The sequence below is a fragment of the Polycyclovorans algicola TG408 genome (assembly GCF_000711245.1).
Taxonomy (GTDB): Bacteria; Pseudomonadota; Gammaproteobacteria; order Nevskiales; family Nevskiaceae; genus Polycyclovorans; species Polycyclovorans algicola.
The window spans coordinates 3591139-3605234 of the sequence record NZ_JOMH01000001.1; the positions used below are offsets into that span (position 1 = coordinate 3591139).

At 62.4% G+C, this 14096-nt stretch carries 9 protein-coding genes; 4 read left to right on the plus strand and 5 right to left on the minus strand.

From position 1 onward, the window contains the following. Positions 1 to 123: 123 nt before the first annotated feature. Genes U741_RS0117090 through U741_RS0117110 form a run of 4 tightly spaced genes read right to left on the minus strand, consistent with a single transcriptional unit; the run spans position 124 to position 6710 of the window. Positions 124 to 5601, minus strand: a complete 5478-nt coding sequence (locus tag U741_RS0117090) for a site-specific integrase (RefSeq protein WP_152551665.1) — start codon at positions 5599 to 5601, stop codon at positions 124 to 126. A gap of 36 nt (positions 5602 to 5637) precedes the next feature. Then, positions 5638 to 5940, minus strand: a complete 303-nt coding sequence (locus tag U741_RS0117100; protein WP_029891662.1) for a type II toxin-antitoxin system RelE/ParE family toxin — start codon at positions 5938 to 5940, stop codon at positions 5638 to 5640. Beyond that, a complete protein-coding gene (locus U741_RS0117105) occupies positions 5937 to 6194 on the minus strand; it encodes a type II toxin-antitoxin system ParD family antitoxin (RefSeq protein ID WP_029891663.1) in 258 nt (85 codons plus the stop codon). Before U741_RS0117105 ends, U741_RS0117100 begins: the two co-directional genes overlap by 4 nt. Positions 6195 to 6248: 54 nt before the next feature. Then, positions 6249 to 6710: a hypothetical protein gene (locus U741_RS0117110; protein WP_152551666.1), complete on the minus strand. Its 462-nt coding sequence runs from the start codon at positions 6708 to 6710 to the stop codon at positions 6249 to 6251. Between the two features lie 458 nt (positions 6711 to 7168). Here U741_RS0117110 and U741_RS0117115 point away from each other — a divergent pair, with 458 nt between their 5' ends. The 4 genes from U741_RS0117115 to U741_RS0117130 all read left to right on the plus strand — a co-directional run bounded on the left by U741_RS0117115 (position 7169) and on the right by U741_RS0117130 (position 12699). Further along, a complete protein-coding gene (locus U741_RS0117115) occupies positions 7169 to 8926 on the plus strand; it encodes an FAD-dependent monooxygenase (RefSeq protein ID WP_052378938.1) in 1758 nt (585 codons plus the stop codon). Between the two features lie 14 nt (positions 8927 to 8940). Further along, positions 8941 to 10053: a Rieske 2Fe-2S domain-containing protein gene (locus U741_RS0117120; protein ID WP_052378939.1), complete on the plus strand. Its 1113-nt coding sequence runs from the start codon at positions 8941 to 8943 to the stop codon at positions 10051 to 10053. Positions 10054 to 10074: 21 nt separating this feature from the next. Next, complete coding sequence (locus U741_RS0117125) at positions 10075 to 11835, plus strand: FAD-dependent monooxygenase (protein ID WP_029891667.1); 1761 nt, start codon at positions 10075 to 10077, stop codon at positions 11833 to 11835. Positions 11836 to 11952: 117 nt separating this feature from the next. Beyond that, positions 11953 to 12699, plus strand: a complete 747-nt coding sequence (locus U741_RS0117130; protein ID WP_052378940.1) for a TetR/AcrR family transcriptional regulator — start codon at positions 11953 to 11955, stop codon at positions 12697 to 12699. Positions 12700 to 12848: 149 nt separating this feature from the next. Here U741_RS0117130 and U741_RS0117135 read toward each other — a convergent pair whose 3' ends face one another. Beyond that, complete coding sequence (locus U741_RS0117135; RefSeq protein WP_029891669.1) at positions 12849 to 14096, minus strand: MFS transporter; 1248 nt, start codon at positions 14094 to 14096, stop codon at positions 12849 to 12851.

Sequence of the window (14096 nt, forward strand, 5' to 3'; positions counted from 1 at the left end):
GTCGAGTACTCCGGTAAGAACGAAGTAAGAATAGCGCAGTCAAGCGCACACCGTCCGTGGGCCGACTTGCGGAGGCTTCGAACATCAACCGCCCCGACGATTCCTGGGAGCTTTAATGGCCGCCTATCTCGCGAACAGCTCAGACTCATGGAGCGCCACCCACCACGTCATCGCCCAGCGAATGGCCCCGGCTGCTCTGCGTCCGTGCTCGGCTTCGCGCACTCCATCTGTGTCGCATTCGACAGGGAACCGGATCCGGAGTCGATAGCGTGGTTGGCTGGCAACGCCCTTTCGTGACTTTGCGACCGAAACCTGCCTGGTCTCAAGAGCGATGCCGGCGTCATGCGGCATGGCCTTCAGTCGCTCGAGATCCGCTTCGCCATCCAACCGCATTGAGCCCTCTTGAGCGTCGCTGTAATACAGCCACTTTTCGATCAGCCAGCGATAGTCTTCAGGTCGGTCCGCTTTCAATTGCAGGAGCCATAACAACAACACTTGGGCGTGCCGGACTGGAACTCCGGCCACAATCATCACGGGTAGCGGTGTCCCTGCTGGATCACTCAGGGGCATAGGGTGCCTCGGCAATGTCGAGCCCTTCTTGCCGGACCTGATGGATGCGATGGCGTGCAGTGCGTTGCGGATGGAGTCGATATCGGCGGGGGGCTCCCCTTTGCCTTCCATCAGATGGGTATGCGCGGCTTCAAACTGTGCGATCAGGGCCTCAGCTGATCCCGCCCCATTGGGATCTCCCGTCACGATAGTTCGGAGAATCAACGGCGACTCGTCTCGCCAGACCAGAGTCTGGCCACCCTTCACCCCTGTCGGACTGGTGTACTGCTCCTGTGCTGATTCTTCCAATCGGTCACGCAGATGTCTCACCGCGCAGAGGCCCTTGGTCCGGGCATCCGAAAAATAGCGGGCCAGCGTTGCGCGACTGTTGATTCGTTGGGCAAATGCGATGTGTAATGGGATCGACGGTAATCCAAGCAGATAAGCATGGAGTCCCACACAGAGCGTGTGGGTGTAATGGCGCAGGGTGGTGGTCTCGTGCAAATGACCGAGCATGGCGCTGATGGCCTTTGCGCCTTGTCCGCACTGCCCCGCCGAACCCAGCAACGCAGCTTGCTGGTCCGGCGGTGGCAGCAGGCCATTGACCCACGGCAGATCAATCGACAACCGATCAAGATCAACGGCATTGGCAAGCATGCCGAGCAGCAGCGCACTGGCCTTGGTGTGGCGCAGGTGGTGAGGCCCCATATCAATGTCGCCGGTCGCCGCTTTCATTGCCTTTGCGACGCGGTCAAAAAAATTGTCACCTGAAGCATCGTGACCCGGTGCACCGTCAATCGGCTTGCCTGTGCCCAGTGAACGCGATTCGTCAAAGAGTGACGATAACTCCGCATCCATCAGCCCCTTTGGCAGGGCCCGCTGTGCGGAGGCGGTTTTGAGCCGTCGGCCCTCGTATTCACGAATGCGGATCATGTCGTCGTCAAAATCAATCCACCTCAACTTCTCGGTCTCTGCGCGGCGGGCGCCCGTGGCCGTGGTCAGCGCGAAATGCCGGACAGCCGCTTGGCGATTGTCTGCCGTACCGATCCCCGACTGAACGGACTGCAACACCTGTCTGATGCGCTGAATTTCGGTCGCCGAAAGAATCTTGGCGCTGACAAGTCGTGCTGCTGACCCTGCAAGCTTGCCGATCTCAAAGCCCAATGCCCCAATTTCGTTGCCGCGTTCGTGCAGAAAGGTCCGAAACCGCGCCCAGGCACCGTGATGCGTGCGAGCCGAGAAATGCGGTGCCGTGAGCTCAAACAGCGACTGCAAAGTGCAGTCATCAATGACCGCCCAATCGTCAGTGACTTCGGAGAAACCGACGAAGCCATGCCAGACGACCCGCAGATTAGTTGCAATCTGACTCCGCCCTCGTGTGCTGATTTGCCCGGGCACCTTGCTGTCGTGGGTGTCCGCCAGGAAAAGTGCGAAAGCACACAACAGTCGCTGCGCAGGCAAATCACAGGCGGCGAGCTTTTGCTTCAGCACCCGTTGCCACTCGCGAACATAAGGACTGCGGCGCCGACCAATCTCAGCCGCAAAATCCTCTTTGGCGGTTCGCAGACTGGAGGGCATATCGTCCTCGTCGTCGGAGCCCGGCGCACGCCCGCTCATCGCCTGCTCTTCAACCGAACGGGTATCGACCGCCGGCTTCAGCCCCGCAAGTCGACGAAATTCGCTGACAGGAAGATCATCCGTGAGGATTTCGCCGCTGGCGTAAGCGGCGAGTATCGGCGCCGAGCCAAACTGGATCTGCTGGCGAACTGCGGCGAGAAATGCCGACAGGGTGATGCCGTTCGGCGCGCCAATGGCGCCAAGATAGGCGCGTAATGCGGCGCCCCAGCGGGCATAACGTGTCGGCGCCCGAGGACCATTGAAATCCGGACTCAGGAATGACCTCATCCGCTGACGTTCCACCGACACCAATGCCGCGAAGTAGGGCTCGAGTAGAACGCTGCGCCTCATGGGATCACTGGTGCGAACCGACCTCACCTGGAGTTCAATCAGACGCGCCTCGCCGACGGCCTGTACCGGCTGATCACTAGTGATAAAGCGGAGAAACGCATCAATATGGGAAGTGCAGGCCAAGCCGCCACGTAGGGCGGCAACTGCGATCAGCCGGCCGAGATCGACCTGTAACGCGGACTCGCTGGTCTCTGCCTCAGGCAGGTGAGCAAGATCCTGATCAATGGCTGGCAAGAGCCTTCGCTGGACGTAGTCGAAGCTTCTGAATTCGTCTTCGCTGACCAGCCAGTCGCGTTGGAACCGGGCTCGCGGCCGGGCGGCAAACACGGGCACCTTGGTGCGCTTGCGCAGGTATTCACAAATCGCTTCAGCCTTGGTCGCCAGATCAGGCGCATTTCGGCTCGCCAAAATATTGACGGCACTCGTCGCCAAACCAAGAACAGCCTCGGCTGACGGCACCTCCCATTCGAAGACAGCCTCGTGATAATTGGCCTTGCTGCTCATGAGCAGCTCGTTGATCTCCTCATCACTGATCAAGGGCGCTTGCTCGACCGCCGGTGTCGGTGATTTGCGTGCTGGCAGCGAATGCGCAGCTGGCTGCAATTGGGCTGGCAGCCCTTCCAGCGTCAACACCTCGAATCCCAGCTCAACTTCCAGACGTTGCTGAACGGCGAGCCACTCTGCTCGAAATTTCTCGGTCGGAAATGTCGATGTCAGCGTCCATGGATGCCGTCCGCGCACCCAGTGGCCCAATCCGGCGTCCTTGTACCGGCCAGGCAACTCCTCGGCATCGGATCGGACCAGCTTTCGACCGAAATTGACTGGCAGCCCTCGAAGAAACTTGACCTCGTGCAGGTACATCGGCCGGTAGGACGTGCTGTCCAGCGGGTTCTGAAAAAAACGCAGCTCGACGAGGCGATGACTGTGCTGCGATGGCGGGGGCGTGAAAGTCGGATCGATCATCGACAGCGCTGAGCTGAGGGACTGCACCACCGCCAGCTGGTCAATCAAGGTCTGACGTAAGGGGACATATCGGTCTGTCGAGCCATCCGGCCGATGCTTGTCCCGAATCAGCGCCCACCCGTCCTGGGTGATGGTTCCCGGGACCGGATGTCGCGTGCGCCGGCCGGCGGTGGCAACGCCTAACCAAAGCGCAAGATATGTGGCCAAGGCGTTGTAGACCGCCGCCCATCGCTTCTCGCCTACTGCAGCATTAAAGCGCAGCTTGATCTCGGCGATGAGCCTGGAGACCTTGTCGATTTCGATGCCATGCAGGGCGCCGACACGCTCGCCTGTCTCGATGGCCGCCGGCCCCTCGGGGAGGGTCCCTACCCATTCAATAGCGATCTGGCGCCATAGTCTTTCAACTTCGACACGCTCGAACGAGGCGTAGTGGATCAGATTGGCGTAGTTCGCCTCGCTCGCGTCAGTCACCACCTTGACCAGCGCCAAATCGTCGCGACCACTTTGTAGCAGGGCTAATTTGAGGGCGCCTGCAACGCCTCGCGCGCTGATCTGTAAAGGTGCCGGTTGCGCGGCCAGCAGCACTCGCGCCTTTTCCAGTACTTTGGAATTTCGGCGCGACGTGTGGCCGGCCAGCGAATCAATGAGGGCATGCCATGCCGACGGCAGGGGCAAGCGCAAGGTGGTGGCGTTGGGCGCACAAAACTGCGGCAGCGAATTGCGGGTCTTGAGTTCTGGTCGGCCGGCCAGCACGTGCAAGGTGTAGTCCGGCAGCGTGATTGCTACGGAGATACTCTGCTTCTGCTCTGGGTCCAGCGAATGGCCCTCAGCGATGGAGAGGGCCGAAACCTCGTCAAGTGAGCGCCCGGTGAGCAAACTTAGGCCAATCGTGAGCCTGGCCCGCCTCTCGCTCACACTCTCGCTCGATTCCAGCCGCACCACGCCTACCACCGCTGCAATTGCTGAGGCGGACAAGCGCCACTCGGGCCATGGGAGCAAGGCGTTTGCGCGCTCAATGTGATGCTGCGCGGATTTCGCCGAATACCAACCGGTAATCGGCTCGTCCTTGCCGAGGAAAAGGACCACAGAGGGCTCTACCCCCTCGCCGTCTCCGGGATCCTCGTCGTCCTCGTTACTTTCATCATCGTCTTCAACCGGGGGATGACGCTCGAGGACTTCGATGGCGAAGCCTTCGTGGATTCCTGCGTCGCCGAGTTCGTGCCAGACGTTTGTGTACGCCTCATATCGCGACACCCTGACTCTTCTCACCTCCCTCGCAATTGCTTGGCGGGTGATGACGGTTCTGTCGGTCGCATCGGAACTCTTGGCCTCCCAAATGAGCTGCACGAACCGCGCAAGGTCTGCGCTTACGATGCGCGATTCTGCAACTCGCAACTGAAGTGCAGGCTCATCGATACCCATCTCGCGCATCAGCACTTTACGAATGCTGGCCTGGGGTCGTTTGGAGTAGGCGAGCTTCAGCAGCAGTGCGAGCTGCCGCGAGCTGTCCGCCGTCAGCGATGTCAACTGGTTGGCGATGTTGCCCGCGCTGGCAGCGTTGGCCAGGTCACCGAGATCCCGAAGCGCCCGAAAGGCGGAGTAGACCCTGCTGGCCTTGCCTTCCCGAAGGTTCAGGCTCCCGTCGCTCTTCAAATAAAGAACATAGTCATCCCGTCGATGGATTCGGGCCTGGTGGTGAAATATCTGCCAGGTGAACCAGACTTGCCCGCACTCGAAGTCGTGCTGCTGCTGAGGCGTTGCGCCCTCGCGCGCGGAAATCAGCAGCAGATCACACAGACCGCTGTCTCCGGTGCAGGGCCGGAGGGGCGTTGCTTCTTGTCGATTGCGCTGGATGTGGCCGTCCAGGAAGTGCGGGTCAACGTCTTCAAGACCCGCAATTTGGCGGATGAGATCGATACGCCGGCCCTGATCGGAGAATGCCGGCTCCATTTCAATCGCCGGGTATGCGTCGATCAGTTCGACCAGCCTGCGGCAACACAGGACGATGGCTGCGAGGTTCCAGTGCGCCCGGAGCATGAACAGCACATCGAGAACGTCTTCTTCGCTGGCACCGAACCGTCCGGCCAACAGCTGATTGAGGCGCTCTAAGTGAGGGTTCACGTCGGTCGGCTAGCGTCGGCTCGGCGGCCTTAGCCCTTACACATCGTCCGCAAACAGAATGTCTGCGTAGTTTCTGGCGCCGTGCAGCACATGGATGACGACCACCCGTTCGGTCTCAGCGCGGTAAAAGATGAGGTAGTTGCCGTGGACGCGCCGGCGCACGCCATGCGCCTCGTATCGTGGCACCAGTGGGAACGCCAATGGGGCATCGCCTAGATTCAGGCACTTGCTGCGAAGCTCACGCACGAAAGTGAGCGCTCGCTGAGGGTTATTTTTGGCAATGAAGTCGCCGATGCCCTCAATGTCAGCCTCCGCCTCGGCTGTGAGATGAACGATCACGCAACTTTGCCGGCCTGGGCGGCGTACTTGGCTTCAAGACGATCAAAAACGTGGTCGGCAGCAACCGTACGCCCTGCCCCAGCATCGGTCAGTCCGCGAGCAATTGAAGCGTCCAAGGCCGCCAAGCGGGCCTCGCGATCTTGAATGAGCCTGACACCCTCGCGCAGGACTTCACTCTTGGAGCCGTAACGGCCCGACTCGACGAGCTGTTTCACGAAGACCTCCAACTGCTGCCCCAAATCTGCGCTGATCATGTCGACGGCCTCGTTCTTGATTCAGACAAGGATAGTCATGCTTGATAACAGTTATCAAGACAAGGTCGGCCGCTTGCCATCAGCGGCAGGCTTTCGGATGCGCGCAACCATTGATCGCTCGAGTCCGCTGAGCGCTTTGGCGACCTGTGTACTGGGTGCGATGCGGATGATGCGATCTCGATGCTGCTGAAAAATCGGAGCAAGAATCGGCTCAGCCATCCGTGCGAGATCGATCACGCTGAATTTGGCGTTCGTTCGAGTCGCCAGACGCTTCACCCCAACAAGCTCTCCGGGAATTGCATGTTTAGCCAGGAACGCTGAAAAGAGGTTCTCAACGACGCCGGCCGGCGCATCCGGGCCGGCCGGCATTCCCACCACTGGCGGCGCCCAACGCACGACATCACGGACTAATGTTGGCGGCAAACCGGCAACAAAACTGTAAGTCGCCATTGGCATCGGCATCTGAACCGCGCCCTGCAGGGCAATCGAGCCGAGCACGAGCCGTTGCGCCAACATCTCTGTGGTTCGCTTTTCGCGTCGGCGACGCCACCGGACAAGATCTGGCTCTGCACTAGTGTCTGCCCGCCCAAGATCGTTTAGGAGGTGCTGGCATAGCCGCATGTAGACGCCCGCCAATAGAAGGGCCTGGTCGAGGGTTTGGGGTTTGCATTGCTTTGCGCCGGCACCGAGCACAAGGCGTCGAAGAACACCGCAGGGCAATAGGCTCCCGCCCGCCCTTGCTTCAGGGGCTAGAGCATCGAGGAAGTCGGTACGGACTTGGCCGGCCAGAGGACACCGAAGGTCAATTTCGAGTGGACTTTGATCGTCTCACATTCACGATGACAAGCGGTGATAGTCGTAGTCATTCGTCGCGATCTTGTACCGGATCGTCTTAATTTTTATGTTCATATATAACGGTTTACGACGTTCAAAGCCGTAACCCGCCTAACTGAATCAACTACAAGGTTCGGCTTATGAACCTCAACCTGTCGATCCTGCTTGGCGACATGGGCGTTGACTTCATCACCGTCGAGCGCAACACGCAGCTCGCCAATCTGCCCAAGGCGCATTACCTGAACCAGCGCACCATGGAAATCCTGCGCCAGCACGGCGTGGCCGACGACATCTACGCCATGGGCACGCCGCCGGGTAACATGTCCCGCGCGATGTGGCTGACCACCTTGGGCGGTGACGGCCCGTTTGACCGCAAGGTCATCTTCGAGATGGACGGCATCGGCGGCACCGGCGATTCACAACGCGCCATCTACGACCGCGACAGCCCCTGCCGCAGCGCCAACCTGCCACTGATTCGCTCCGAACCCATCTTCAGGCGCCATGCCGATGCGCGCGCGCCGGACCGCCTGCGCTTCGGGCACGAAATGCGGTCGTTCACCCAGGACACCGACGGCGTGACCGCCACCATTTGTGCACTCGAAACAGGCGAAGAATTCGAGGTTCGCGCCAAGTATCTGGTCGGCGCCGACGGTGGCCGCAGCATCGGCAAGACCCTGAACAACAAGATGGTCGGCCCGTCCGGCTTGGCCAAGAACGTCACGGTGCACTTCACTGCTGACCTGTCCAAGGTGCTGCTGGACGACCGCGTGATGCTGCACTTTTTTGTGCACCCGACCCGTCGGGGACCGCTGGCCAGTGGCGCGCTGGTGCCCGCCGGCGGCGATGACGCCAAGTGGGGCCGCCACAGCAAGGAATGGATCTTCCACTTCATGGTCGCGCCCGATGACCCGACCCGCTTCGACGAGCCGACGGTGATTCAGCAGATCCGTGAACTGCTGAAGCTGCCCGACCTTGAGATGGACGTGCACAAGATCAGCCACTGGATGATCGAGGCGGTGCTGGCTGAAAAGTATCGCGTCGGCCGGGTGCTGATGGCCGGCGATTCTGTGCATCGCCACCCGCCGGCCTCAGGCCTGGGGCTCAACACCGGCATCCAGGATGCCCACAACCTGGCGTGGAAGCTGGCGCTGGTGACCCGCGGCCAGGCCGGTGACGGGCTGCTCGACAGCTACGAGCCCGAGCGCCGCCCCATTGGCTCATTCAATGTCGCCTGGGCGCTGTCGAGCTACTGGAATCATCTGCTCAGTGCTGCCTCGATCTTCGCGATTCACCCGGCCAACGTGTATGAGGCGGTGGGTCAGCCGGACGAAGACAACGAGATTTCCGGGCTGTTCGCCAAAACGCCAGACGGCCGCATGCGCCGCGCGCGGATGAACGAGGTCTTCATGACGCACCGCATCGAGATGTTCGATCACGATGTGGAGCTCGGATTCGTTTACGAGCAAGGCGCCATCGTGCCCGACGGCACGCCGACCCCGGATCGTGACCCCTGGGGCGGCGACTACCGACCCACGACGCGCCCGGGTCATCGTTTGCCACATGCCTGGCTGGAAATGGGCGGGCGGCGACGGTCCACACACGACCTGCTGGATGACCAGGCCAGCCTGCTGCTGATTGCCAATGCCGGTGGCCAGGCCTGGTGTGATGCCGCCTCGGCCGTGGCCAAGGACCTCAATATTTCGCTGCGTAGTGCCCGGATCGCGCCGGACGGCGACGCGCTCGACACCGACCACACCTGGGCGACGCGCTCGCAGGTGGGTGACAGTGGCGCCGTGCTGGTGCGTCCCGATGGCATGGTGGCGTGGCGTGCTTCAAGCATCGGGTCGGACCCAGCGGCCGAACTGCGCAGTGCGCTGACCAACATCCTGAGTCGCTGAAGGGAGGAGTAGAAATGGCTTCTGAAACCTATTTGCGCAACGCTTGGTATGTCGCCGCTTGGTCCAGCGAGATCGGGCGCAGCCTTTTTGAACGCACCATTCTTGAGCAGCCGGTGCTGCTCTATCGACAGGAGAACGGTGAGGTTGCCGCGATCGGCAATGCCTGCCCGCACCGGCGCGCGCCGCTGTCGATGGGCAAGCTGATCGGCGACGTGGTGCAGTGTCCATACCACGGGCTGCGCTTCGATGCGTCTGGCGCCTGCGTGCTGAACCCGCACGGCGACGGAATGATTCCGCCGCGCATGCACACACCGCGCTTCGATGTGGTGGAGCGTCACGGACTGATCTGGCTCTGGTTTGGTGACGCCGACAAGGCCGATCCGGCCTTGATTCCCGATTTCTCCTGCCATCTCGATCCCGAGCTGGCCTTCGTCGGCGGCGTGATCGAGATGAACGCCCACTACGAACTCATCACCGACAACCTGCTGGACCTGGCGCATGGCGAGTTTGTCCACGAGGGCCTGCTGTCCAGCCCGGCGATCACCCGCAGCAAACTCGAAACCATCCAGAAGGGCACCACCATCTGGTCAAACCGCTGGATGCCCGATGGCGAAGCCCTGCCCGCGCACGCCATGTTGTGGGACCAGTACATCGCCGACAAACACTGCGATCAGTGGGCGTACATGCGCTGGGATGCGCCCGCGCACATGCTGCTGGACGTGGGCATCACCGGCCTGGGGCGTCCGCGCTCGGAAGGCGCCTGGGTCTACGGCACCGACATCCTGACGCCCAAGGACGCGACCACCACCTACTATTTCTGGGGCATCACCCGCGCCTACAAAACCGATGATCCGGCAGCCGGAGAACTCTGGCGCCAGGTTATCAAGGGCGCCTTCGAGGGCCAGGACCAGGTGGTCATCGAGGCGCAGCAGCGCATGCTCGGCACGACGGCGTTCGACGACGCCAAACCCGTGCTGTTCGCGTCTGACGTCGCCGCGCAACGGGCCCGCAAGCTGCTGGCCAAGCTCCTCACCGACCAGGTGACGCCGACACCCGACAACGCCCCTTTGCGCGAATTGCGCAATACCGTCGGCGACACGCGGGCGCCCGTTCTTCCCGTTGTCTGATCTTTCTCAAGGTTCCCAGTCATGAACACCCTCGAAACTCCGGTCCTTATCTGCGGCGGCGGCGGCTCCGGCCTCAGCCTGTCAACTTTTCTGTCTGCCCAGGGCATCGCGTCCATCCTCGTCGAGCGGCATGACAGCACGTCGCATCTGCCCAAGGCGCACTACCTCAATCAGCGCACCATGGAGATCTTCCGCGAGTACGGCATTGCCGATGAGATCTACAAACAGGGCACGCCGATGGAGAACATGGGCTGCGTGGCGTGGCTCACCTCGCTGGGCGGCGACGGCCCGCTGGACCGCAAGACCATTTACAAGATGGACGCCTTTGGCGGCGGCTCGACCGCGCCGACCTATGAAGCCGACAGCCCGGCACGCTCCGGCAACCTGCCGCTGATCCGGCTTGAGCCGGTGCTGCGCCAGTTTGCCGAGAAGAACCCGATTGGCAGCCTCCGCTTCAGCCACGAATTGCTGTCGTTCGAGCAGGATGCCGACGGCGTGACCTCGCGCGTCAAGAACCTCAAGACCGGTGAAGAGTTCGAGGTCCGCTCGCAGTATCTGGTGGGCGCCGATCGCGGCCGCACCATTGGCCCGAAACTCGGCATCGAACTGCAGGGCGCCACCAATCTGATCGACATGGTCGCCACCCACATGAGTGCCGATTTCTCGAAGCACATCGACGACGATTCGCCGCTGATCCGCTGGTTCATCAACCCGGAAGGTGGCGGCGGCTGGAACAGCGGCGCGATGGTGGCGATGGGGCCGAATCACTGGGACCGTCGCTCCGAGGAATGGGTGTTTCACTTCGCTTTCCGCCCCGACGACCCGGAGTTTGACGAGTCATTGATCGCGCCGCGCATTCGCGATCTGTTGAAGCTGCCCGAACTCGACATCAAGGTGCACAAGGTCAGCCACTGGATCGTCGAGGCAGTGCTCGCCAATCACTACGGTAGCGGCCGCTGCGTGGTCATCGGCGACGCGGCGCACCGGCACCCGCCCACCAGCGGTCTGGGGCTCAACTCCGGCATTCAGGACGCCCACAACCTCGCCTGGAAACTGGCAGCGCTGGTGCGCGGTGAAGCCGGTCCGGAACTGCTGGCAACCTACGAGCAGGAACGCCGCCCCGTGGCCGAGCGCAACACCAAGTGGGCCCTGTTCACCTTCATGAACCACTTCGTCACCGATGCCGGCTTCGGCCTGATTGCCGGCGCGCCGCCGGAAGTGAACGCCGCCGCATTCCACATGATCATGTCACCGTCCTACGAGGGCGACTGGGCGCGGGCACGGATGCACGAGGTGGTGCAAACCCAGCGCATGGAATTCCAGGCGCACGATCTGGAACTTGGCTTCTCCTACGACAGCGCCGCCGTTGTGGCCGATGGCACCGACGCCCCACCACGTGCGCCGATGGGGGATGTCTACACCCCGACCACGCGCCCGGGGCACCGCCTGCCGCACGCCTGGGTCACGGTGCAGGGCAAGCGCCAGTCCACGCATGACTTGTGCGGCCGCGGGCGCCATGTGCTCATCACCGGTGCCAACGGCAAGGCCTGGAACGCCGCCGCCGGGGCTGCCGCCAAAGCGCTGGGCGTGCCGGTTGAGGTCGTCGTCATCGATGCCGTGGCTGACCCGGACGGCACGTGGGCGGCGCTGCGTGGCATTGCCGACGACGGAGCGCTGCTGGTGCGACCCGACACGCATGTCGGCTGGCGCAGTGTCGGCAGCCCGGCCGCCCCCGGTGCGGCCTTGACCGACGCCCTGCGCGGTATTCTGGCGCGCACCTGATGCGGGCTTCGGGCGTCACCCGGCGGGCATACAGCCGTCTGTCCGTACCGGGTGTGCCTCGTACCCCTCACGCCCAGAACCGCCACGCGACCCGCCTGCCATCAAGATCACGCTGACGTGCCCGACAAATTGCCAAACGCCCCCGACGCTGCCGCCAAGCCGGCGCGCGTCGCGAAGAAAAAAACCAACGCGCGTGGCCGCCGCCAGAGCCACGCCACGCGCCTGCCCGGCAAATCAACCGTGGCGGTCACGCGCGCACCCGGCAATCGCAGCGCCGCAGTGCGTGAGGGCATCCTGCATGCCGCCGTCGAATGCTTCGGCGCCTTTGGTTACGCCGGCACCTCGACGCGCGCCGTCGCCGAGCGCGCGGCGGTCAGCCACCCCCTGCTGATCTATCACTTCGCATCGAAGGACCAACTGTGGCTCAGCGCCATGGAGGACCTGATCGGGCGTTACCAAAGGGGCCTTGAGGCGCGAATCTCCAGCGTTCCCGACGACGACCCGGTCGGAAAACTGCGCGCCTTCGTCGAGCACTTCGTCGAGTTCTCGGCCCGCACCCCGCAACTGCACCGCATCATGACCCAGCAGAGCACCCAGGGCAGCGATCGCATCAAGTGGCTGATCGACAACTACCTGCGCGACTCCTTCGCAACCGTGTGCGGGCTCATCGAGCACGCCCAACGGGATGGGGCGATTCGAGCGGGCGATCCGGCGCGTTTGTACTACGCGGTGATTGGCCTGGCGGGCACCTTGTTCGCGGTGTCCAGCGAGTTCCGCATCCTGACCGGCAAGAATGTCTTTGCAGCCGAAGAGTTGCGGCAGACCGTGGACCTGATCTTCGACTTTCTGCTGATTCCGCACTAACACCAACCGATCCAAGTTGAGGGCGTGCGACTGTTCATATCGTCCTTTGTGCAGTTCGATCCGTTCGAAAGTGGGTTTCACACTGGAGGCCTCAACGCCTCCGGAAACCGGCTCCGAGCCTTGTCTAAACTAGGGCAAGGCGGTCTTGATCACGCAGCGATCGCGGGATTCAGGGTCTCCCGCATGCGCAGTGCCGCGAGCAGTCCCGACAGCGCGGTCAGCGCAGCGACAACCCATAGCGCCGCACCAATACCGAAGGCGTCTGCCGTGAAACCGGCCAACAGAGCACCGACGGCGTACCCCAAATCACGCCATAGTCGATAGACGCCGACAGCCGATGCGCGCCACGTGGGATGGGCCACGTCGCCGATCGCGGCCAACAGCGTCGGGTAGACCATCGCGGTGCCGATGCCAAGCAGGACGCCACCGGACGCGAAGCCGGCGAAGTCGGCCGTCAGCGCCGTCACGGCAATGCCAGCCGCCTGAACCCACATACCGGAGACGATCAGCCACTTGCGACCCACGCGATCGGACAAGGCACCGGTGAAAATCTGCGCCATGCCCCACACCGCCGGATAGATCGCGGCAAGCCAGCCCACCTGTGACAGCGTCATGCCCGCCGCCACGAACACCAGCGGGAACAGGCCCCAGGCCATGCCGTCATTGAGATTGTTCACCAGGCCGGCCTGACTGACGCTCGACAGGTTCCGATCGACAAGCGATGTCCGGATAAAGATTTCGCGCTGAGACAAGGCGTCTGCGGCGCCAGCATGGGCGCTTAATTTCGCCTCATGGGCCACGTAATGCCGAGTCTCGCGAACGGCGAACACGGATAGCAACAGGCCCGCAGCCACGTAGACGACGCCGAGATAGAAGGGCTCCGGTCTGAGTCCGTACTGTGCGGCAAACCATCCGGTGGCCAGCGCGCTACCGGCAACGGCGAAGTACCCCGCAAATTCGTTGAGGCCCATCGCCAGGCCCCGTTGCTCGGGGCCGACCAGATCGATCTTCATAATCACCGTGGTCGACCAGGTCAGGCCCTGACTGACGCCGAGCAGCACGTTGGCGGCCACGATCCAGTTCCAGTCCGGCGCCCACATCAAGACGAAGGGCACAGGGATCGCCACCAGCCATCCGCCGACAAGGACATGCTTGCGGCCGTACCGGTCGGAGAGCCGCCCGGCGAAGTAATTGGTCAGGGCCTTGGTGATGCCAAACACCACGATGAACGAAAGGATCGCAGCGCGCGCCGCGATATCAAACTCCTGCTCGGCAATGGCCGGCAGGATGCTGCGCTCAAGGCCCACCATTGCGCCGACAAAGGCGTTGACGAGCACCAGCAGTGAAAACTGGCCGAGGTTCTCGCGCAGCCCGAGATGGATCGTCGGTGTCGTCAC

Excerpts from the sequence above, each read along its gene's own strand:
- U741_RS0117105 (WP_029891663.1), bottom strand. The coding sequence starts at position 6,194 with ATGATCAGCGCAGATTTGGGGCAGCAGTTGGAGGTCTTCGTGAAACAG.
- U741_RS0117115 (WP_052378938.1), top strand. The coding sequence starts at position 7,169 with ATGAACCTCAACCTGTCGATCCTGCTTGGCGACATGGGCGTTGACTTC.
- U741_RS0117125 (WP_029891667.1), top strand. The coding sequence starts at position 10,075 with ATGAACACCCTCGAAACTCCGGTCCTTATCTGCGGCGGCGGCGGCTCC.
- U741_RS0117120 (WP_052378939.1), top strand. The coding sequence starts at position 8,941 with ATGGCTTCTGAAACCTATTTGCGCAACGCTTGGTATGTCGCCGCTTGG.
- U741_RS0117110 (WP_152551666.1), bottom strand. The coding sequence starts at position 6,710 with ATGTTGGCGCAACGGCTCGTGCTCGGCTCGATTGCCCTGCAGGGCGCG.